21 protein-coding genes, 1 tRNA gene and 1 rRNA gene are annotated in these 20,202 nt (G+C 51.5%); 2 read left to right on the forward strand and 21 right to left on the reverse strand.

Going from position 1 to position 20,202, the window contains the following annotated elements:
- The first annotated feature begins 223 nt into the window (after window positions 1-223).
- Window positions 224-1,735, forward strand: a complete 1,512-nt coding sequence (locus tag BS639_RS05565) for a sugar porter family MFS transporter (protein ID WP_084982450.1) — start codon at window positions 224-226, stop codon at window positions 1,733-1,735.
- An 81-nt stretch (window positions 1,736-1,816) separates the two neighbouring features.
- On the opposite strand, the gene BS639_RS05570 is transcribed toward BS639_RS05565, so the two are convergent.
- Complete coding sequence (locus tag BS639_RS05570; RefSeq protein WP_055781095.1) at window positions 1,817-2,626, reverse strand: endonuclease/exonuclease/phosphatase family protein; 810 nt, start codon at window positions 2,624-2,626, stop codon at window positions 1,817-1,819.
- Between the two features lie 354 nt (window positions 2,627-2,980).
- Here BS639_RS05570 and yafC point away from each other — a divergent pair, with 354 nt between their 5' ends.
- Complete coding sequence (gene yafC / locus BS639_RS05575; RefSeq protein WP_055781092.1) at window positions 2,981-3,883, forward strand: DNA-binding transcriptional regulator YafC; 903 nt, start codon at window positions 2,981-2,983, stop codon at window positions 3,881-3,883.
- A 105-nt stretch (window positions 3,884-3,988) separates the two neighbouring features.
- Here the strand turns inward: yafC and dkgB are convergent, their stop codons facing one another.
- From dkgB to rrf, 20 genes are all read right to left on the reverse strand, one after another.
- Window positions 3,989-4,792, reverse strand: a complete 804-nt coding sequence (gene dkgB / locus BS639_RS05580; RefSeq protein WP_084982451.1) for a 2,5-didehydrogluconate reductase DkgB — start codon at window positions 4,790-4,792, stop codon at window positions 3,989-3,991.
- Window positions 4,793-4,927: 135 nt separating this feature from the next.
- Window positions 4,928-5,533, reverse strand: a complete 606-nt coding sequence (locus BS639_RS05585) for a 4'-phosphopantetheinyl transferase family protein (RefSeq protein ID WP_158086919.1) — start codon at window positions 5,531-5,533, stop codon at window positions 4,928-4,930.
- 88 nt (window positions 5,534-5,621) lie between these two features.
- Complete coding sequence (locus BS639_RS05590; RefSeq protein WP_084982453.1) at window positions 5,622-6,854, reverse strand: beta-ketoacyl-ACP synthase; 1,233 nt, start codon at window positions 6,852-6,854, stop codon at window positions 5,622-5,624.
- Complete coding sequence (locus BS639_RS05595) at window positions 6,851-7,582, reverse strand: 3-ketoacyl-ACP reductase FabG2 (RefSeq protein ID WP_084982454.1); 732 nt, start codon at window positions 7,580-7,582, stop codon at window positions 6,851-6,853. Before BS639_RS05595 ends, BS639_RS05590 begins: the two co-directional genes overlap by 4 nt.
- Window positions 7,579-8,064: an ApeP family dehydratase gene (locus tag BS639_RS05600; RefSeq protein WP_084982455.1), complete on the reverse strand. Its 486-nt coding sequence runs from the start codon at window positions 8,062-8,064 to the stop codon at window positions 7,579-7,581. Before BS639_RS05600 ends, BS639_RS05595 begins: the two co-directional genes overlap by 4 nt.
- Complete coding sequence (locus tag BS639_RS05605; protein ID WP_084982456.1) at window positions 8,061-9,233, reverse strand: beta-ketoacyl-[acyl-carrier-protein] synthase family protein; 1,173 nt, start codon at window positions 9,231-9,233, stop codon at window positions 8,061-8,063. The genes BS639_RS05600 and BS639_RS05605 overlap by 4 nt, the downstream gene beginning before the upstream one ends.
- A complete protein-coding gene (locus BS639_RS05610; protein WP_084982457.1) occupies window positions 9,230-9,808 on the reverse strand; it encodes a DUF3261 domain-containing protein in 579 nt (192 codons plus the stop codon). The genes BS639_RS05605 and BS639_RS05610 overlap by 4 nt, the downstream gene beginning before the upstream one ends.
- Window positions 9,805-12,132, reverse strand: coding sequence for an MMPL family transporter (locus BS639_RS05615; RefSeq protein WP_084982458.1), 2,328 nt, complete (start codon window positions 12,130-12,132; stop codon window positions 9,805-9,807). Before BS639_RS05615 ends, BS639_RS05610 begins: the two co-directional genes overlap by 4 nt.
- Window positions 12,104-12,709: a LolA family protein gene (locus BS639_RS05620; protein WP_084982459.1), complete on the reverse strand. Its 606-nt coding sequence runs from the start codon at window positions 12,707-12,709 to the stop codon at window positions 12,104-12,106. The genes BS639_RS05615 and BS639_RS05620 overlap by 29 nt, the downstream gene beginning before the upstream one ends.
- Entirely contained in the window at window positions 12,709-13,149 is a 441-nt protein-coding gene (locus BS639_RS05625; RefSeq protein ID WP_084982460.1) for an acyl-CoA thioesterase, read from the reverse strand. Before BS639_RS05625 ends, BS639_RS05620 begins: the two co-directional genes overlap by 1 nt.
- Window position 13,150: 1 nt before the next feature.
- Complete coding sequence (locus BS639_RS05630; protein WP_084982461.1) at window positions 13,151-14,872, reverse strand: glycosyltransferase family 2 protein; 1,722 nt, start codon at window positions 14,870-14,872, stop codon at window positions 13,151-13,153.
- On the reverse strand, window positions 14,866-15,204 hold the full coding sequence (locus BS639_RS05635) for an ApeI family dehydratase (RefSeq protein ID WP_084982462.1): 339 nt from the start codon (window positions 15,202-15,204) through the stop codon (window positions 14,866-14,868). Before BS639_RS05635 ends, BS639_RS05630 begins: the two co-directional genes overlap by 7 nt.
- Window positions 15,201-16,589, reverse strand: coding sequence for an AMP-binding protein (locus BS639_RS05640; RefSeq protein WP_084982463.1), 1,389 nt, complete (start codon window positions 16,587-16,589; stop codon window positions 15,201-15,203). Before BS639_RS05640 ends, BS639_RS05635 begins: the two co-directional genes overlap by 4 nt.
- Window positions 16,556-17,146, reverse strand: coding sequence for a COG4648 family protein (locus tag BS639_RS05645; protein ID WP_084982464.1), 591 nt, complete (start codon window positions 17,144-17,146; stop codon window positions 16,556-16,558). The genes BS639_RS05640 and BS639_RS05645 overlap by 34 nt, the downstream gene beginning before the upstream one ends.
- Before the next feature lie 7 nt (window positions 17,147-17,153).
- Window positions 17,154-17,408, reverse strand: coding sequence for an acyl carrier protein (locus BS639_RS05650; RefSeq protein WP_055781040.1), 255 nt, complete (start codon window positions 17,406-17,408; stop codon window positions 17,154-17,156).
- Window positions 17,409-17,444: 36 nt separating this feature from the next.
- Window positions 17,445-17,702: a phosphopantetheine-binding protein gene (locus BS639_RS05655; protein ID WP_084982465.1), complete on the reverse strand. Its 258-nt coding sequence runs from the start codon at window positions 17,700-17,702 to the stop codon at window positions 17,445-17,447.
- A gap of 3 nt (window positions 17,703-17,705) precedes the next feature.
- Window positions 17,706-18,488 carry a 1-acyl-sn-glycerol-3-phosphate acyltransferase gene (locus tag BS639_RS05660; protein ID WP_084982466.1) on the reverse strand — a complete coding sequence of 261 codons (783 nt, stop codon included), beginning with the start codon at window positions 18,486-18,488 and terminating at the stop codon, window positions 17,706-17,708.
- Between the two features lie 18 nt (window positions 18,489-18,506).
- Window positions 18,507-19,223, reverse strand: coding sequence for a beta-ketoacyl synthase chain length factor (locus tag BS639_RS05665; RefSeq protein ID WP_084982467.1), 717 nt, complete (start codon window positions 19,221-19,223; stop codon window positions 18,507-18,509).
- Window positions 19,224-19,773: 550 nt separating this feature from the next.
- Window positions 19,774-19,850, reverse strand: a tRNA-Asp gene (locus tag BS639_RS05670).
- A gap of 231 nt (window positions 19,851-20,081) precedes the next feature.
- Window positions 20,082-20,197: ribosomal RNA gene (rrf, locus tag BS639_RS05675) — 5S ribosomal RNA — on the reverse strand.
- Between the last annotated feature and the right edge of the window lie 5 nt (window positions 20,198-20,202).

The raw sequence follows: 20,202 nt of genomic DNA on the forward strand, positions 1-20,202 counted from the left end.
GCGGTCACAAAAATATGACATCCCTTTTCTTTGCTGTTATACCTTATAAGCGGTGAGAAGCAGACCAGACCTAGTGTTATGACATAAGGCGAGGGGAAAGACAGCGCGATCGGCCACTATTTTCTCACCCATTTAAAGATTGATTGGCCACCCTATTTTCCCTCTCCCACTTTTGCAAGGACGTATTTGAAACACTAATAATAAACTATAAAACAAGGTACTTATGACGCAGACAAATGAAGAAAAACGAGAAACACTCTCAGAGACGCGAGGGGGCGAAAATAGCGCTCCCGCTACGGTTGAAAATAGTGATAACAACAATTTTCTCAGCGCCGATGCGTTTCTCCTTACTGCCACAGGCATAGCCGCAATAGCCGGTTTCCTTTATGGATATGACACAGGGATTATTTCAGGCGCTCTGCTGCAAATAACCCATGATTTCTCTCTCTCGAACCATGCACAAGAGTTAGTGACCAGCGCTATTTTAGTGGGTGCAGTCATCGGTGCACTTTGCTGCGGTAAACTTTCGAGCGTAATGGGTCGCCGCTATACGGTGATGACGGTTGCGGCCATCTTCGCCGTCGGCGTTATCGGCTCTGGCCTTTCAGCCTCTGCTTTTTGGTTGGGCATGGCGCGTATTGTTTTAGGCTTCGCCGTCGGGGGAGCGTCGCAAATTGTGCCAGTATATATTGCCGAGCTGGCCCCGCCTGAAAAACGTGGGCGACTGGTGACCTTTTTCAATATTTCAATCGGTATTGGCATTCTGACCGCTGGCTTGGTAGGCGCATTTATGCAGGATATCTGGTCATGGCGTGTGATGTTTTCAGTTGCCGCCATTCCAGCATTGATACTGCTGGTAGGGATGTTCCCCATGCCGGAAAGCCCGCGCTGGTTGGTGGGTCAGAAGCGAACCAAAGAGGCGCGTATCGCGCTGAATATGGTACGAGAAACTGACCGTGAAGTCCGCCATGAGCTTAGAAATATTCAAAAAGTGCACGATAAAGTCGAGCGTAAAAGCGTGGCTGGCTGGAAGGATTTGAAGCAACCTTGGATGCGCCCTGCCCTGATTGCCGGTTTAGGCGTCGCCGCCTTCACACAGCTTTCCGGCATCGAAATGATGATCTATTACACGCCGACCTTTCTGACTGATGCCGGTTTTAGCCGCGCAGCGGCGCTGCACTCGGCGCTAGGCGTAGCGGTTATTTACCTGGTGATGACCGTTATCGGTAAACTGGTGGTTGACCACGTGGGTCGCCGAACGCTAACCCTGTGGATGATGCCCGGAGCAGTTATCAGCCTGTTCCTGCTCGGTCTCATGTTCATGCTTGATTCTAAAGGGCAGCAGTACGGTTGGTTGATTGTCACCTGCCTGTTTGCATTTATGGTGTTCAACTCGGGCGGTATTCAGGTGATTGGCTGGTTGCTGGGTTCTGAAGTCTATCCGATGGGGATCAGGGAAAAAGCCACCAGTTTGCACGCCGCAACGCTGTGGGGCTCTAACCTGCTGCTAACCGCCACGGCGCTTTCGCTGGTGGGTATCTTGGGGATTGGTGGTGCAATGTGGTTCTACGCCCTGCTTAATCTGTTGGGATTCCTGTTTATTTTCTTCCTGGTGCCGGAAACCAAAGGCCGCTCACTTGAAGAGATTGAAACGTCATTAAAAGAGGGGCGTTTTTATCCTCGCCAGCAGAATAAAACGCAGAAAGGAATGAAGCAGGTTGATGAGATAGCGTAATCAACGTAGTAACATTCTTCAGCAGTAAAATTTGGGAAACAAAAATGCCTCGGGGCGTGAAGCCATCAATCGGGGCATTTTTTATAAATCGATACCTTCCGGTGGCTGTTGCGCCAAGAACTCCACCAGCAGTGGATTATGATCTGAAGCCCGAGTATCCAATACTTGCGCGTTAGTGACACTCAGCCCGCGATAGAAGATAAAGTCCAACGGCCGACCAAACGCCCGGCGACGCAAGTCTAAAGGGAAACGCACTTCCTGTAGTGAGATGTTACCGGCAAAGCCGTACAGCGCGTTAATTCGCTGGCGACTCCAGGCGTTAAAATCTCCCGCCATCACTACCGGCCCTTTATGATTAGCGATTTGCTCCCCTATCGGGTCAAGCTGCTTGCTGTAAACATCAACGCCGATGCTGAAGTTCACCGCATGAATGTTCACCACCATCAGCAAACGACCATCAAGCAACGGATACACCGTCACTAGAGCCGATTTTGCCAGCCGCAGCAGCGGTTCACGCTCACGCAGCGGACAGCAATAAACCGGATGCGCCGCCGCTAGCGTCATAACGCCAGAAGGATGCTGCGGAAGAGAAACGGCCGGAACCTGATCGGCGGCCATGTAATGTGAGGTAGCAAAACGGATCAGCTCGGGTGTAGTTTGCGCTTCCTGCAACAAAACCAGCTGCGCATCCTTGCCAAAGCCCTGCAGTACAGAGAGCCAATCAGCACGCTGCTGCTTGAAAATGTTCCAAACCATGATGCGTAAAATGTTCGAATTAGGCAGTGCAGCCCCCGGCGGCAGGCTCGGCCCAAGATGTGCTAACACACCCGGGAATATTTGCTCGACCGGTTGACCTGCAACATACCTCATTGCATACGTTTTTTTCGGCACACTGTTAACCCATTTGATCCAGCACTTTTCACTGCGAAGGAGTGCTGGTGATGTCCATCGAGAGTCTGCTGTGCGGAAAAATTTCCCTTCAGCGGTATTTCTCAGTATACGCCCCCGAACAGGAACCCCCAATTTGTTTACATTGGTATACATCCTGAGCAGAATAGTTGCGACTTCTCTCATCTTATTGATAAAAAAAGCCCGCTGCCTCGTTTCAAAGTTTAGCCCTTTAAGACAAACTCAGAAATTATCAGACTGAGTTCATAAAAACTCATTGATGGCAGTCGTCATCACCCTGTGTTTAAATGACAAAAATAACCAAAGTATCAAATCATTTATGCTGGAGAGGCAATAATGAAAGCGAGCTCTGAAGAGCTGATGGTGTTTGTTACCGTGGTAGAAAGCGGCAGTTTCAGCCGTGCGGCCGAGCAACTGGGACAGGACAATTCAGTGGTCAGTCGCACCATAAAACGCCTTGAGCAGAAACTGGATATCCAGTTGCTAAACCGTACTACGCGGCAAATTAGCCTGACGCACGAAGGTGAGCGCTACTTTACGCGGGTGCAAAAAATCCTGCAGGACATGGCGGCGGCAGAAAACGACCTGTTGGAGCATCGCAATGAACCACAGGGGCTGCTGCGTATTGACGCCGCGACGCCGGTTATTTTGCACGTACTTTCTCCGCTGGTTGCCGAATTTACCCGTCGCTATCCCAAAATGACCCTTTCGCTTTATTCCTCAGAGAGCAATATTAATCTGATAGATCAGAAGGTTGATGTCGCAGTCCGCGTGGGTGAGCTGGAAGACTCCAGTCTGCGCGCGCGCAAACTTATGCTGAGTTACCGTCACGTTCTGGCCTCTCCCGCCTATCTTCAGCAATGGGGCGTGCCTAAGAGCGTTGATGACTTAGCCAATCACCGCTGTTTGGGATTCAACGAAGTGCTGGCGTTAAATAAATGGCCGCTGCTGTGTGCCGACGGGCAGCAACTGACTATTACTCCCTTCGTTAGCGCGGGCAGCGGTGAAACCCTGCGGCAGCTGTGCCTGTCGGGAAATGGCATTGCCTGCCTGTCAGATTTTATGATCAATAAAGATATCGAGAGAGGGGATTTAGTGGCGCTCTTAGTGCCTGACGTGATGCGCATTGCCATGCCTTTACACGCGGTCTATTACAGCGATCAGGCGGTAAGCACCCGTATTCGCTGCTTTATTGATTTTCTGAGTGAAAAACTGGGGCAAGATGATCCCGAGGCGTAAATAAGCGCACAGCAACCGTCAAAAAAAAGCCCAAACCTGCGCTTGGGCTTTGAGGATATAGACACAGCAAACTCAGAAAAAAATCACAAAATAGTCACAAAATAATCAGTCCCAGTCTGGGGCCAAACCTTCAGGGCTGACCAAACGGCCATCTCGCTCAAGCCCGGCGATCTGCGACATCTCATCGGCAGTCAGCGTCAACTGCTGCGCCAACAGATTACTTTCGAGGTTGGTACGTTTAGTGGACGACGGAATCACCGCATAGCCCAATTGCAGCGCCCAGGCTAGAACAACCTGTGCCGGCGTCGCGTTATGATTTTGCGCAATCTTAATGATCGTCGCATCTTTTAACGCGTCACCGTAGGCCAGCGTCATATAAGAAGTAATAGCAATATTATTCTGGTGGGCAAAATCTACTACCTTACGATTTTGCAGGAACGGCGACAGTTCAATCTGGTTAGTGGCGATTTCTGCTGCACCTACCGCATCGATAGCTTCTTGCATCAGCGCGACAGTAAAGTTCGAGATGCCAATTTGACGGGTCAATCCCAGCTCTTTCGCCTTTACCAAGGCATGCATAGTTTCCGCTACGCTCACCGCTGCGTTTGGCGATGGCCAATGGATCAGAGTTAAGTCGACATAGTCAGTTTTCAACTTATCGAGGCTCGTTTTTAAGCTCTCGATCAGCGCATCGGTGCTTAAATTTTCAATCCAGATTTTAGTCGTAATGAAAATTTCGCTGCGCGCTACGCCGCTCTCTACAATCGCTTCACCGACTGCGGATTCATTGTCATAGATTTGCGCGGTATCGATGGCGCGATAACCGAGCTCAAGCGCGGTAGTTACGGAGTCTTTAACAATCTGGTCTTTTAAACGAAAAGTCCCTAAACCGAATACAGGTATACTCATAGTAATACTCTCTTTAATAAAGGTTATTTATGTTCTGACCCGCTTTGGAGGTCGAGGTATGCTGAGAGTATGAACTGGGGTTTAATGGATTAAAACAACCGCAATGTCATAATACTTTTGACTAAAATGCAATAATCAGCACGGCGATACCTGCGGTTTAAACTGCTGCCAACCAGGTTCAGGTACCTTTTCTAGCTGACTTTTATCAAAGCTCAGACGCCAATGTTGCAGCTTGCTCACCGACGTGGGAAGAGCCACAGAAAGAATCAGGCCCTCGGTTGAGCTCACAAAAAGGTGGGAGACTTTGCATTCGGCCGAGAAGGTGTGCTGCGCGGGATCGATCTGGATGCTTTGCATTGCCCAAATGCCCTCTCCGCGCTGTTTCAACAGCGCTTCTCTCAGGCACCAGAGTTGCCAAAAGGCCGTTTGCGGCGAAGGCTGAGCCTTAATCCATTGATTCTCTGTGGGCGAGAAAAATTCCGCGGCCAACGCCGTTAACCCGCGCCGCTGACGGTTGATTTCAATATCACAGCCTACCGGCCCCAAAGCTGAAACCACCACCAGCAGCCTATCGCCGCTGTGACTGAGATTGAAAAAAGGCAGAGAAGGGTCGGCAAATGCCGGTTTACCCGCCGCATCCACAACAATTTTCGGCAGTATGGGCTGCTTAAAGAGCAGAAACATCAGTTCGGCCAGCAGTGACCGGCCCGCCAAAAATGTTGCTGACCGCCGCGCACTCATTGCGGCTGCCTCTTGTAATAAAGCAGGAGACAGACGCCGCGTTGAAACAGGCTCAATGAGATCACAAACGGCCAGCGCGGCTACCATCTTAAGGCCAACGGCGAAAAATCAGCGAGGTGTTGATACCGCCGAAGGCAAAGTTATTTGACTGGATAAACTCTGTCTCGATGTGACGCGGTGTGCCAATCAGGTAATCAAGATTGCCACAAAGCGGGTCTGGCTCTGTCAGATTAATCGTGGGGAAAAATCGCCCTTCGTTCATCATTTCTAGCGACATCCACGCTTCTAAAGCGCCACAGGCTCCCAGCGTATGGCCGAAATAACTTTTAAGCGACGAGATCGGCGTCTTATCACCGAACACGGCGGCGGTGGCATGACTTTCGGCAATATCGCCGCGATCGGTCGCCGTGCCGTGCGCATTGATATAACCAATATCGGCAGGTTCAAGCCCGGCCTGTTTAATCGACTTGGCAATGCAGATTTGCATGGTTTCCTGCTGCGGCTGGGTAATATGCGCGGCATCGCAGTTGGTCGCAAATCCGATAATTTCGCCATAAATCTTAGCCCCGCGTGCCTGTGCGTGGTCGAGAGATTCAAGAATAAGCGCGCCCGCGCCTTCGCCAATCACCAGTCCATCGCGGTGTTTATCAAACGGCCGCGGAGAAAGCTGCGGGGTATCATTTTGCTGGCTAGTGGCAAACAACGTATCAAACACGGCTGCTTCTGACGGACAAAGCTCTTCCGCACCGCCCGCCACCATCACCGTTTGATAGCCGTGTCGTATCGCTTCAAAGGCATAACCAATAGCTTGGCTGCCTGAGGTGCAGGCACTGGAGGTGGGGATCACGCGTCCTTTTAAACCAAAGAACAGACCCGCATTCACCGCCGTGGTGTGCGGCATCATTTGCACGTAAGTGGTACCGGTAATATTGTTGGTGTGCTGTTCGGTTAGCATGGTGGCAAATTCACTGACCGGTTTGGTGCTGCCAGTGGATGAACCGAAGGCAATACCGGTTTCGCCATTGGTCAACACCGGATCACCAATCAGTCCCGCCTGCTCCAGCGCCAGTTCGGTCGCACGGGTCGAAAGTAAAGAAACTCGGCCCATCGAACGAATTCGTTTACGGGTGTAGTGTTCAGGCAGCACAAAGTCGTCGATGGGTGCGCCCAGATGAGTATTAAGCCCCTGATAAATCACCCACTCGTCCATGTGTCTGACTGCATTACGACCCTGTAACAACCGCTCCGACACCTCGTTCCAGCCGTTGCCAAAGGCGGTAACGCCCTTCATGCCGGTGATAACCACGCGCTGAAGACTCATACCATTCCCCCGTTAATCGAAATGACCTGACGGGTAACATAGCCCGCGATATCCGACATTAAATAGCGGGCCAAACCGGCGACCTCCTCGGCGGATCCCAACCGTTTTAACGGGATCATGCTCATGGCGGCATCAACGGCCTGCGGCTGCATATCGAGCATGCCGGTGTCGATAAGCCCCGGCGCAATACAGTTAACGGTAATTTTCCGCTTAGCGAGCTCCAGCGACAGGGCTTTGCAGGCACCGATAATCCCAGCCTTGGCGGCACTGTAATTGACCTGCCCACGGTTGCCGGTAATACCTGAAACCGAGGACAGCGCGATAATGCGACCGCCCTGACGCAGGCCAATCATTGGCATAACGCAGGGGTGAAGCACGTTATAAAAACCGTCGAGATTAGTGTGAATAACACCGTCCCAATCGCTTTCACTCAGTGCCGGAAAGGCACCGTCGCGGGTTATTCCCGCGTTATTCACCACGCCATAATAGGCACCGTGTTCGGCAATATCGGCCTCAATCGCCTCACGACATTGCAGGCGATTGCTGATATCAAAGCTAAGGGTTCTGGCACTGCCGCCCGCCTGTTTTATCTGCATAACGGTATGCTCCGCGCCCTGCCGGTCGCTGTTGTAGTGCACCACCAGCGTAAATCCATCTTTCGCCAACTGAACGGCGATAGCCTGACCAATACCTTTACTGGCGCCGGTCACTAATACTGAACGCGTCATGTCGCTGTACCTTGCATTAATTTTTTTAATTCTTCTGGTTCAGGCTGATAGGTGTTTAACCTCGCCTCGGCAACGCTTACCCCGCCAGTGCCATCGTCGGTGTTTAAGGTTATAACGCACTCGAAACTGGCCAACTTTTCATCCTGTAATAACATGCTGACGTCAATGGTCAAAATGCCGTTTGCCGGAAACGCCGGCACACTGCATTTGAGTCCACGTCCGCCTAGCAGCATGCCGAGCCGAGGCTCACTGCCGCGTTGCTGGCTGTGCCATCCACTCCAGACACCCACTGTTTGCGCCATTAATTCGATGGAATACCACGCCGGTAGGTTTCCCTGCGCATCAATAAATGGAGCCAATACGCCGTCGGAATTAACGGTGACCTGACAGCAGGCCGACTGCTCACCGACATTCAGCACCTTTTCAATTAACACCATCGGTGCGGCATGGGGGAGATAATGTTCTGCGCATAAATAATTCATGGTGCTTTCCCCAATAAAATGCTGGCGTTATTGCCGCCAAAGGCAAATGAGTTGGACAAAATGGCCGACTTTTGCAGACGCTGTGGCTGCGTCACCAGTCCAAACTCTCCCAGACTGGCATCGGGCGTACACTGTGAAAAATCTTGCTCAGGCAGCGCCATGTCGCGGGTAAGCAGCAGCCAACACAGGGCAGCCTCGGTCGCTCCGGCAGCACCCAGCGTGTGGCCGGTCAAATGTTTAGTGGAGCTGCAGGGAACGCGGTCGCCAAACAGGCGTTGAACAACCTGGGCTTCTACCCGATCGTTTTGCTCGGTCGCCGTGCCGTGAAGGTTGATGTAACCCAAGTCTTCGGGAGCCATACCTGCCTGCTCAAGCGCCATGCGCATGGCCCGCTCTGCGCCCTCGCCCTGTGGATGCGGTGCTGACATATGCCACGCATCGGAAGACTCGCCCACGCCCAGCAAAGCCACTTCCGAAGGTTCTCGCGTCAGCAGAATAAGTGCGGCGGCTTCACCAATGTTGATGCCGTTTCGCTCAGTGGCAAACGGTTTGCAGCGCGTATCAGAGAGCGCTTCAAGGCTGGAAAATCCGTTAATGGGCATACGGCACAGGCTGTCTGCGCCGCCCACCAGCGCAACGTCAGCAAGGCCGGCTTCAATGAGACGTTGACCGCTGATAATGGCCCGGGCGCTGGATGAGCAGGCCGTTGAGAGCGTATAAGCTACGCCGTCAAGATTCAGTAGTTTGGCAAGAAACTGCGAGGGGTCGCCCAACTCCTGCTGTTGATAGTTGTATTCCTCGGGGAAAACGCCTTCTGAGAGGCTGTATTTAACTGCCTCTTCGCCTTCCGCAATCCCTGAGGTGCTGGTGCCCATCACCACCGCCACTCGGTCTTTACCGTATTGTTGAATGGCGCGGTCAATCTCGGGGCGAATTTGCTGCAGCGCGGCCATCAGTAATTGATTGTTGCGGCTGCGGTGGCGGGCAAGCGAATCGGGAACCTCGGGCAATTCATTCAGAACTTTTCCGAGCCAAATCGGTTGCTTGCTGGTCAGCCATTGATCCTGTAGCGAGAGACCGGGAGAGCATCCTGCGGATAAATTATCAGCAATTTCATTAACCTGGTTGCCCAACGCATTGACCATGCCCACCGCTGAAAAATAGATCATTCACCGCCCCCCATATTTTGAATCGCAATATGATAGTGGAATGCGTGCTGGGTTATTGCAACAGGCTGGCGTTTACCGTTTTCACTCACGTAATCAATCTGCGTAACGACTTGGCCTGACTCATCAAACAGCGTGCGCGTGGTATCTTGATCGACCAGCTTCCAACCGGCGGGCAGCAGGGGTTGCCAGCGATTAATTGGCCAATAGCTGAGCATGATGTCGGCCAAAACTTGATTGGCAGGCGGCAGATGAGCGATTTTTATTGCCTGCTCAGTGTGAATGCCGCTGCCGTCATACAGCACTTTAAACAGGCGGATCCCCAGCGGTGACAGGCCCGCCAGTTGCAAAGTTTGTCCGTTGGCGTTGAGCAACACCCACAGTGATTGCTGTTTCCCGTCCACAGTCCCGGTCAACAACTGTTGCTGATCGAGCTTTTCATTTAGCCGCGGAGCAGGCAGCGACACCCGAACGCCGGGTTTAAGCCACGCCTGCGCCTGCGTGCTGGAGTCTGGGCGCGATGCGCATCCCGCCAGCAATATAGTCAACATTATCAACAGCCATTTGGCTTTTATCATTTTTTGATCCCTCTTTTTTTGCCCGCAAGCGTGAGCGGCGACAGGACAAAAGCGGTCAATATTCCGCTACTCAGCACAATGCCAAAACTGCTAATCGCCTGAGTCGAACTGAACACCAGCATGCCAAACGTCAGCTGCGTGGTGACCACCGCCATGAAAATGGCAAACATTGAGGTGGTCGGCGTTCCCCGTGGATTAGTGAAAAACAGGGTGTAATTGATACCAATCCCCAAGACCAAAATTAGCGCCAGCAGTGAAAACAGATTCAGGCTATGGCCGCTAAGCCCAAGTGCGGCAACGCCCATCGCCAGCGACAACAAGGTTGGAATGCAGCAAATCGCGCCGTGAGGCCAGCGAAAGCGCCACAGATAAATCGCTGAAATAACCCCAGCAGCAAGCGCAAGCAGCCAGGAAAGCATCACTCGATACTGTTCGAACAGGCTGCTGAATTCAGTTTTACGATCAATCCAGCCGATGCCAATCATTGACTGCGCCATCTTTTGTATAGCCGCACTGTCAGTGACACCACTGACCGGAACCAGAGCCGCGCTACGTCCGTCGGGCAACGAGAGCCAAAGCAGCCGCCAGCCCTGACTTATTACGCTTTTTTGCCACATCTGCGGCGTCACCCACTGTGCTGACACGTCGGCCACATTAACGTTGAGGCCAGCCTGCTGCAAACGGCTCGCCACCTGCGGCGCGCGCTGCGCCAATAGCGCCAAATCGTCCTTCTGCCGCTGTAAAGAAGGTAAGCCAAGCAGTCGGTAGCCGCCAAGAATGCCGTCTTTTTTCGCCTGTATCAGGCGAGGCTCAAGCGCTTCAAGCCGCTGCAGCGTCAATTCGGGGTTTTCGCCATACACCACCAGCCATTTTTGCTCGCTCGACTGGCCGGTCAGTGCCGCTATTTTTTGTTCCTGCTTCAATAAACCGGCCGGAAGTGCCTGTAGTTGACCAATATCGTCGTTTATCTGCAGACGAGAGATACCCACCGTCGCCAACAGCAGCACAGCCAACGGCAGGCCAATCCGCAGACCTTGCTTGTTACGCCAGGCGTGAAGCCAACGCAAAATCAGCGTAAGACCGGGCGTAGGTCCGACCGGCAGGCGTTTTGCCAGATAGGGATACCAGCACATCACGGTAATGCAGGCCGCACTCAGCCCGGCAGCGGCAAACACTGCCAGCTGCTGCATGCCGGGGAATGGCGCAATCAGCAGCATAAGATAGGCGGTAACTGTGGTTAACATAGCCATTGAGAGAGCGGGAAATAGTTTTTTCAGACTCTCAAGCGGCGTTGAGTGCTGCCCGTGAACGCGACGTTCGGTAAGAAAATAGAGCGTATAATCCGCAGAAATCCCAACAATGCTGGTGCTGAGCACCAGTGTCATCACGTGGATTTCGCCAAATACCCACAGCGTCATCACCGTGCCCGCGAGTGCGCCTATCGAAATCGACAGCAGACTGAGCAGCATCGGCACCACCGAGCGGAACATCAGCAAAATCAGTGCGAAAACGCCAATTACCGAGGCTATCCCTAGGGTTGAAATATCGTGTTCGGCCTGCTGGCTAGCGTAGTTGCTGTAAAAAACCGTGCCGCGCTCTAGCACCTCAGCTCCTGGCCAACGGCTCTGAAACTGTGTTTTTAACGCGTCGAGCCGCGCCACTATTTGCTTGCTGCTGGTGATGTCGTAGGAAGAGGCCCGCAGCTCGGCGTGGACCAGATACCAACTCTGCCCCTGCGCGTCTTTTGCCATCAGCCAGCCATCATCGAGCGTCATTGCTGCGCCGTTTTGCTGTTGAGCCATCTGTGAGGCGCGCACCAGGAGCAGCGGATCGTTCGCCAACTCTTTACCACTGACGCCGGCGAAGGCCGAATAAACCTGTCCGAGGATCCACTGCGACTGTGCCGCCGCGCCGTTGGTCAACCGCGCCCGCGTCGCCGCGTCGAGCATCGCGTTACGGTGACTGAAGAAAAACTGCCCCCACTGTTGCTGATGCTCAGCGTCCATCGGGCCTTCAACCTGCTGCAGCGACGATAATTGACGAAGATTTGTAAGCCAATCTTCGAGCGCCTTTTTACTTTGCTCGCCCGCGGGCGGCTTTACCAACCACATTAATTGGCGGTCGAGCCTCTGGCTAAAAGCGCTTGAAAGCGTATCAGGTACGCCGCTCAGCTGTTGTTTAGGCAACAGCGCCAATACGCTGCTATTAACTTGGCTGCGCGGCAGCAACCAAAAAAGCGCGGCTGTCAGTATCAAACAAATCATCAACCAACCGAATGCCAGTTGGCGATGGCGCTCAGGAAGAAAAATGCGGCTTCTCTGCATCGGTTAAGGTCTTAGGCTCTGTACGTTGGTTAAAAAAGCGAATTTTCGTGCTGTCGCCCTGCATATCATTGATATCAATATTATTAAGGAAGGTTTGACCGTCCAAGGTAATAGTCTTAAACAGGCGATTTAGCGGCGACGTTTTCGGCGTTAATTCCAGCGTCCAATTACCCTGCCCTCGATCGTGGAAATCCAGCGCAAAGTTTTGCTCCAGTGCGCGGTGGTCGGCGTGAAACAACGCCGTTAGCAGCGAGTTAAATTGAAACATCTGCGGGTTGTTTTGCGCAGTGACGACCTGCGGCTCCTGCCCGGCCATAGTCTGCACCATTTTGCTCTCGGTGAGCAGCAGGCTCAAGGGGAAAGGCTTCTGCTGCTGCCACCACAGTCCGTCGCTGCGGGAAATAATCAGGTTACCGCTGGAGTTGAGCTTCTGGTCCATGCCGCTGACGCTGCGCTGCTGGCTAAAGTCGGCGCGTAAAACCGGCTGTTGGCTGAATCGCATTTGCAGGTCGTCGAGGGTCACAGCCTGCGCTGTCTGGCTGACCAGACCCACAAGTAGCAGTAGAAAACGCATCATTAACTGACTCCCATTTTTTCGAACAGTATTGCCGGTGAGGCAAAGCACATCTCTTTGCTTTCAATACTTACCGCGACCTGAAGCGTGAAGCCCCGGGTAGTGCGCTTGCCGGTAAGAGCATCAAAAATCTGGTAGCCAATACGCAGGCGATTTTCAAACTCCTGCACTTCGGCCTGTACGACAATTTTTTGTTCGAAGGTGACCGGTCCAATGTATTTCACGCGGGTGTCTACAATCGGCCAGACATACCCAGATGCCTCCATTTCGCGATAGCCGTAGCCAAACTGTTTTAACAGCGCCTCGCGAGCGACCTCAAGATAACGAAAGTAGTTGCCGTGCCACACTACGCCCATCGAATCGACGTCGTGAAAAGGCACAGTTATCTCGATGCGGGTCGAAAAACGAGGATCGGATAAACGCGGATCTTTTTTCTCAGCCATATCACTCGGGCTCTCTGTCAGTTGGCGCATCTTCGGGATGCTTCCAGAAATCATAAAAATTAAACCAGTCATGCGGCGCCAGCAGGCTGTAATGCTCTAGGCGTTGTGCATAACTGTCGACGATATCTTGCAAACTTTGTTGCCGGGTAGCCCGAGGAAGGAGCAGCGGATCGGCAAAAGGTTCGAAATAGACATTCAGCTTATGCTGTTGCACGATGCCAAACATCAGGAAAACGGGAACTCGCAGTGCGGCGGCCAAAATAAAAGGTCCCTGCGGGAAGGCGGCTGGCGCGCCTAGAAATTCGCTGTAAATCAGGCGCTGTGAACCCCGTCGATGATAGCCGCTGGCAGAGGTGCGATCGCCAACGATCGCCACCCACTCGCCGCGATCGAGCCTTTCCTTCAGCATAATGGCAACTTCAGGCCCCATATTGGTGACCTGAATAAGATTAACGTTGGCCTGAGGATTGACCTCTTTCATCACCTGATTGAATCTTTCGGCGTGCTGGGTAAACACCAGAGCGTTCACTTTCACGCTGTTATTCAACTCACCCAGTGCGCGACACGACTCGATGTCACCGAGATGGGAGCCAATAATCAACGTGCCCTTGCCGCTGGCAATTTGTGCCTCGCAGAGCACACTATCGACCAGCACGGCATCTCTTCCCAGCAGGGTATCTCCCTGCCAGGTGGCAAGCTTACTCAGCATGGCATCGCCGAAACGCATAAAATGACGAAAACTGTTCAATCGATAAGGCAGCTCGATACGCTTGGCCTCGGCGACCTGAGCGAGCCGAATGAGGTAGTCTTGAGAGGCGCGTCGCTGCCGCCGTCCAGTCAACCAAAAATAGCCTATCACCGGATAGAGCAACAGTTGAAAGGCACGACGCCCGAGCATGCGATAGACGCGCAGCATCAGTCGAATGCCCCACAGCCCCCTGCGTTCACTGGTTTTTGACCAATGGGGATCGGGGCTGGCATTTTTTTTCATACGCAGAAGTGTGGGAATGCGTGGCAACATGCCTAAAAAAAGCCGCGTGTGCATCCACGAAATGCGTAAATTGTCTTTGATCGCGTCAAAGTGCGAAAGCCCGTCTACGGGATAAATTACGCGGGTATCGATAAAACGGCTGCGCGTCCCCTGCCAGTAAAGCCGCACCATGATTTCCGTGTCAAAATCCATCCGCTCGCCAATCGCGCTTTGCTGCATCACAGCCAACGACGCCTTCAGTGGATAGACGCGAAAACCGCACATGCTGTCTTTTAATGAAAACGAAAGGGTTTCTATCCAGACCCAGAAATGCGTGACATAACGGCCATACAGACGCGACTTGGGCACAGAACTGTCGTATACCGGCTTACCAGAAATCAAGCTTTCAGGAAAGGCCTGTGCCTCATTTAGCAAGGTGGGCACGTCTGCCAACTGATGTTGTCCATCGGCATCAACCTGCAGTGCGTGGCTATAACCCTGCTGCTGGGCATATTTCATCGCTGCCATCACTGCGGCACCTTTGCCACGATTCTCGGGCAAGCGCTTCAGGGAAACCCAAGAATGCTGCTGCGCCAGACGCTTAAGCTGGTCTTGTGTTTTATTATCGCTACCATCGTCCACCACGATACAGGGTAGAGCAAACGGCGCGAGTCGCGACAGCACGCTGGCCATCATCGCTCCGTGATTAAAACAGGGAATGACGATACATGGGCGAAAAACCTGATTCAGCATAGGTTTATCTTTCCATTGCTGGCCTGACGATCGCCGACTTGGTAACTGAAGGTGAGTTTATTTTTTTCTGCTAACCAGTGAAGAGTCAACGTAACTCGTTGATCTGGTAGAAGCGGTTGCTGGAACTTAAGCACATCAAACCCACCAAATTCACCGGCAAGCGCCAGCTCTTGTCGAGCATATTCCATAACCCAGTGAAGCTGGGTAACGCCGGGTAAAATAGGTTGGCACGGAAAATGCCCCTGAAACCAGAAAAGGTCCGCTTGCAGCATGAGTTCGAGCGTAACGCCGTTGTCCATACGGTGTTTATTTAACACCTTTGGCTGCATCATAAAAAGAGCTCCTTTAGTTCAGCGTACGCCCGCTTACCCTGTTGGTTAAGCGGAATTTCGGGCAGAAATCGCCAAAATCTCGGTAATGCCACGGCCGCTAACCACGGACGTAAAGACTGTCGCAGTGCCAACGTGACTGCGCTGTGAGACTGCTGTTGCAACTGCTGCCGCGCACTGGCACTTAATACCACAGCGGCGGCGATGTAAGGGCGACCGTTTTTTTCGATAGTGATCACGCACGCGTCGTCAATGGTGGGTAATTGGCACAGGCGGTGTTCAATTTCGCTTAAAGACAGCCGCTGTTCGGCAATTTTAACGATGCGGTCTTTGCGTCCAATCAAGTGAAACTCACGGCCGTTGACGGCAAGTTCAATATTATCACTGAGCTCAATGCCTCCTGGCTGCAAGATTAATTCTGAAAAGACGCGTACCCGATTTTCTGGCTCAACACAAAGTTTAACGCCGTCGAACAACGTCCAGGGCGTCCCTTCATGCTGCTGCTGACGACTGGCGATAATACTGGTTTCAGTGGTGCCGTAAATATCCGTGGGATATACGCCACAAAGTTGCTGCACTCTTGCAGCCTCTTTCGCCGCAAGCGGTCCACCGGCCGAAAATATCTGCACGCTGCTGATTTTGTTGAGGCGGTCGTCCAAACGCTGCAGAAAAGTCGGGCTGCTGACCAGCGCCAAGGAAAACTGATTGGCCATAAATACTAGCTGCTCGTGAACCTCAAGACTGCTTGAATAGAACGGCAACCCTAATCCTAATGGCAGCATAAAGCGAAAAGTCAGACCATACATGTGCTGCGATGAAACGGTAGCGACAAAGCGTGCGCCGTGCAGCTGTTTGCCCCAGCGCTGCACCAGCCACTGGCTTTCAGTCTGTAAACTGGCCACGCTTTTAATGATTTTTTGCGGCGTTCCGGTTGAACCCGAAGTGAACAACACGAGGGAAGCATCCTGAGGGAATGAGGGCAATTCGCTGTTATCGGCCTGTTCCACAGCCAAAATAGCCGTTGGGAGTATCAACGCAGGACATTGCAGTTTCAAAGCACAATCGGTCAGAAGAGCATCAAACTCTGGCTGTTGCTCTTCAAGCTGTGCCTGCCGTTGATGCCCCGGCAGCACGGGCAATTTGTTGCAGTAAAGCACCGCCAGCAGGGCAACAGCAAAATAATAACTGTCGTTGAAGCACAGCGCCCAGCGATGGGAGGCTTGCTGCTGCAATTGGGCAATCAGCGCAGTGACGTCGCGCCGAAAATCACTGTGGCGCCACTCTTGGGTACGGCTCCAGGCTATTAGGCGATCTTCACCTTCAACGGGGGTCAGCCATTCTTCCATCGGTAATGCTAACCGCGCTGGAGTCTTTTTCTGACTATCCATTCAATACCCATTAATAAGCCCATCAGCAGATAACTGATCCCGCCGTTGTATAAAGTCCAAAGTGCAATATCACCTTTCAGGCAGGTGTAAAGCGCAATGGCGCCGTTAACGATGAAGAAAGCACACCAGACCTGCGTGACACGACGCGTGTATTGCACGGCCTGCGGCGGCAGTTCTGGCTGAGAGAGTCTGGCGAGTCGCTCAACGATAGGGGGAGGAAAAATCAGTGAATAGCCAAACAGCAGCAGCAGTAGGCCATTCACCGCCACGGGATAATAAAGCAGCATTTGCGTTTCATGCAGCAGCCAGCTTGCAGAGGCAAATATCACGCCGGCAATCGCAGCGGTTCGTCCAAGTGCCGTAAGCTGGCTGATTTTCCCACGAAACGTCAGCAGTCTGAGAACAAACACCCCCACTAAAACGGGTGCCAAAATGCCTATTCCCCAACTTTTGAGGCCCAGCCATACGGCAAGAGGGTAAATGATGATAGTCACGACCATCAATGCGTGCAAAACGGCAGTTAGGCGTGAAGCGCGAGATTGACGACGTTCGACCATCCTCTGGCTACTGCTGTTCTGAATTGAGCAATTCGTCGATCGCGTCAACGACGTCCTGAACCGTTTTCACAGATTTGAACATTTCGGGCTTTATCTTTCTACCGGTTGTTTTCTGCAGATGCACAACCAAATCAACCGCGTCGATACTGTCTAGATCAAGGTCTTCATACAGTCGCGACTCTGGTGTGATATCGCTTGCATCAAGCTCAAATAACTTGACCAAAAGGTCGGTAATTTGCTGATAAATCTCAAGCTTTTGCATAAAATCTTCTCAAAAAGCATTGTTATTGTTAGAGGACTATTTTTTTTGTTCAGTAATAAACTTGGCGAGGGTTTCTACCGAATAAAAATGCTGACGCATTTCTTCACTTTCTGCAGAAAGTACGACGCCATATTTATTTTTTAAAGCCAGACCCAACTCCAGCGCGTCGATAGAGTCCAAACCTAAACCTTCACCAAAAAGCGCGGCACCTGTGTCTATTTCATCTGGCGTCATCCCTTCAAGGTTAAGGGTATCGATGATCAAAACTTTAATTTCGTTACTTAATGGATCCATTACTTATTTCTCGTTATTTTTCAATATTAGCTCAGAACGCAGGTGATGAGTCAGACGTCTCGCGGCCATTGCAGGCGAGGCATCGTTTGCTTCAATAAAATCCTGGGTCACAATTTTGCTTTTAACTTTAATAATAAACAAAGGCTTATTCGCTGGAATATTATACCATCGGCCCTGCTTTGTTAGCATGGGTGGATGGCAAGAGATATAAACCACGCGAATATCACAGCCGGTTCTCAGCGCGATGTTGGCAGCACCACGCTGTAAAGTAATCTCTTTTCCCAAAACAGATCGAGTCCCTTCTGGAAAAATAAGAAGAGTCCCGCCGCCTTTTAGCCTTTCTTCACAGGCTCGGAGCAGGGTTTCAGATTCTGTGTTAACCAGATAGCCCGCGGACTTGATGACTCCGCGGACAAAAGGGTTTTTCAGCAGCGCCTGTTTCACAATGCAGTCACAGCGCGGCATACAGGAGGCGAGCAACACATAATCGAGCAGACTGGGATGGTTAGCGACAACCAGACAACCTTTATCCTGCTTAAAAAGCTCAGCCCCTTCTATTCGGTAATCAAGTACGCCCACCCGGCGTAATAAATTCAGGAACAGGCGGAAACTATTTTTTATACTGTTTAGCGTAATAGAATGAAGACGTTCAGGATTACGTATAAGCAGTCGCAATAGGTTAAACCAGATAAGCGAAAGTACCAGCCCTCCTAATCCGAAAAATACAAAAAATATTCCGGTCGCAAACCATCGCCATAGGCGGTTTAACAGGTTGGCACGTTGCATTTTATCATTTCCAGTTTTTTAATCTGTTCGCTGCCACTGCCATTGCCCGGTCGCGCTTCCGATACTGAATGCTGCGTTTTCCAGTAAAAAATTTCGTAAAAAAATCAGGCTTTGTGGCATTAAATTAATATGCTTTTCAGTACTTCGCTGACACGTAAGCTGATTTCCCAGTGCCAAGATAAGTGCGACGCAGTAGGGTGAATAATCTTCACTGCAGGCATCGTCATAAGGTGCAGGAACAATACCGTCGAAATCGATCAGCAACACGTTTTCAACGCCTTCGACCGACAGCATGGCGCGTGCTTCAATCAGGCCCTGCTGAAAGCTGTCTTTTCCCGCGGTTAAAGAGGTCACGGGCAGCGCATTTTTCGCGGCTATGGTCATCCATCCCGCTGCGGTATTGTGTACGGACATTGAAAAATCGGTCGGCGAAACTTGTTCTTCTTGTGCTAGGGCCTGAAGAATTTTGTAGGTTCTCTCAAGCTCACCGTGTCGACTGATAAAAACGGCTCGGTCAACTTGATGCTTTTCGAGTAGCACGAGCGCAGCCTCAACCGCGAGGCGGCTAACGGGGCTCATTCTTCGCGCCAACATCATCGGTATGCGTTGGCTTTTTTCAATCTCGCCCTTGAAACCACTTCCGGCAGGCTGTGACGCCCACTGACACCAGGCCTCTGAAGTACTCACGCCCGGCGCTATTGCATGCCAATCAAGTACAGCTAATGAGTAGTTCATTTTTTTCGAGCTCTCGGAAATTTATTCTGGTGACATCAGACTCTATTAGATTTCGGACTAGGTTGCATCTGCAATTACGAATTATCCTAGTCGAGGAGCAATTGAATATGATCTTAACAGGATCCAAATCAAAAAATATTGACGCGCGATTAATTAAAAAATAATTAATTAGAGGAATAAAACTACGTCGGTATTATTCTTTCAATGCGTAACCCAACAAAGTATTGTGCTTTAATAAGATTAATAAAGAGAGATTCACCAAATAAAAGTGTCTACTTAACGTTTTATTGGTTATTTTTAATATTCTCGCCGGGCCTTAACGCATTTGGAAGACAACTACACCACCGAGTAACGTTATTACCTAAGAACGACAACCGCTGAGCAGTAAACCAAGCTCAGGATATCAAAACTCAGTTAAACGTAGTCGATCAGCGGTAAATTCGATCTGTTTTATGCGTATTTTCCCCTGTGGATACGCTTAACAATGCTAAATACCCAACGCTTAAATGCAAAAAACCCTGAATCTTTCGATTCAGGGTTTTGCAATAATTGGCGGAACGGACGGGGCTCGAACCCGCGACCCCCTGCGTGACAGGCAGGTATTCTAACCAACTGAACTACCGCTCCACCGGTTCTTTCACTCACTTCAGACAATCGGTCTGAGGTCAGTTTGTCTTCGTTGTTATTCCTTGTCAGGGGAATGGAAGACTAATTTGATGCCTGGCAGTTTATGTACGACTTCGTCATACACCCTTCGGGCCGTTGCAAGCAACGTGCTAAAAGCGAAGCTTTTAGTCCTGCTCTCTTACTCGAGCAGGCAACTGCCTTACTGCTACACAGTACACTTTCTAAATTGATGCCTGGCAGTTCCCTACTCTCGCATGGGGAGACCCCACACTACCATCGGCGCTACGGCGTTTCACTTCTGAGTTCGGCATGGGGTCAGGTGGGACCACCGCGCTACTGCCGCCAGGCAAAT

This window comes from Rouxiella silvae (assembly GCF_002093625.1).
GTDB lineage: Bacteria > Pseudomonadota > Gammaproteobacteria > Enterobacterales > Enterobacteriaceae > Rouxiella > Rouxiella silvae.

What these genes read in the sequence shown, in the direction of transcription:
- BS639_RS05565 (WP_084982450.1), top strand. Translation starts at nt 224, where the DNA reads ATGACGCAGACAAATGAAGAAAAACGAGAAACACTCTCAGAGACGCGA.
- yafC (WP_055781092.1), top strand. Translation starts at nt 2,981, where the DNA reads ATGAAAGCGAGCTCTGAAGAGCTGATGGTGTTTGTTACCGTGGTAGAA.
- dkgB (WP_084982451.1), bottom strand. Translation starts at nt 4,792, where the DNA reads ATGAGTATACCTGTATTCGGTTTAGGGACTTTTCGTTTAAAAGACCAG.
- BS639_RS05585 (WP_158086919.1), bottom strand. Translation starts at nt 5,533, where the DNA reads ATGAGTGCGCGGCGGTCAGCAACATTTTTGGCGGGCCGGTCACTGCTG.
- BS639_RS05590 (WP_084982453.1), bottom strand. Translation starts at nt 6,854, where the DNA reads ATGAGTCTTCAGCGCGTGGTTATCACCGGCATGAAGGGCGTTACCGCC.
- BS639_RS05595 (WP_084982454.1), bottom strand. Translation starts at nt 7,582, where the DNA reads ATGACGCGTTCAGTATTAGTGACCGGCGCCAGTAAAGGTATTGGTCAG.
- BS639_RS05600 (WP_084982455.1), bottom strand. Translation starts at nt 8,064, where the DNA reads ATGAATTATTTATGCGCAGAACATTATCTCCCCCATGCCGCACCGATG.
- BS639_RS05605 (WP_084982456.1), bottom strand. Translation starts at nt 9,233, where the DNA reads ATGATCTATTTTTCAGCGGTGGGCATGGTCAATGCGTTGGGCAACCAG.
- BS639_RS05610 (WP_084982457.1), bottom strand. Translation starts at nt 9,808, where the DNA reads ATGATAAAAGCCAAATGGCTGTTGATAATGTTGACTATATTGCTGGCG.
- BS639_RS05615 (WP_084982458.1), bottom strand. Translation starts at nt 12,132, where the DNA reads ATGCAGAGAAGCCGCATTTTTCTTCCTGAGCGCCATCGCCAACTGGCA.
- BS639_RS05620 (WP_084982459.1), bottom strand. Translation starts at nt 12,709, where the DNA reads ATGATGCGTTTTCTACTGCTACTTGTGGGTCTGGTCAGCCAGACAGCG.
- BS639_RS05625 (WP_084982460.1), bottom strand. Translation starts at nt 13,149, where the DNA reads ATGGCTGAGAAAAAAGATCCGCGTTTATCCGATCCTCGTTTTTCGACC.
- BS639_RS05630 (WP_084982461.1), bottom strand. Translation starts at nt 14,872, where the DNA reads ATGCTGAATCAGGTTTTTCGCCCATGTATCGTCATTCCCTGTTTTAAT.
- BS639_RS05635 (WP_084982462.1), bottom strand. Translation starts at nt 15,204, where the DNA reads ATGATGCAGCCAAAGGTGTTAAATAAACACCGTATGGACAACGGCGTT.
- BS639_RS05640 (WP_084982463.1), bottom strand. Translation starts at nt 16,589, where the DNA reads ATGGATAGTCAGAAAAAGACTCCAGCGCGGTTAGCATTACCGATGGAA.
- BS639_RS05645 (WP_084982464.1), bottom strand. Translation starts at nt 17,146, where the DNA reads ATGGTCGAACGTCGTCAATCTCGCGCTTCACGCCTAACTGCCGTTTTG.
- BS639_RS05650 (WP_055781040.1), bottom strand. Translation starts at nt 17,408, where the DNA reads ATGCAAAAGCTTGAGATTTATCAGCAAATTACCGACCTTTTGGTCAAG.
- BS639_RS05655 (WP_084982465.1), bottom strand. Translation starts at nt 17,702, where the DNA reads ATGGATCCATTAAGTAACGAAATTAAAGTTTTGATCATCGATACCCTT.
- BS639_RS05660 (WP_084982466.1), bottom strand. Translation starts at nt 18,488, where the DNA reads ATGCAACGTGCCAACCTGTTAAACCGCCTATGGCGATGGTTTGCGACC.
- BS639_RS05665 (WP_084982467.1), bottom strand. Translation starts at nt 19,223, where the DNA reads ATGAACTACTCATTAGCTGTACTTGATTGGCATGCAATAGCGCCGGGC.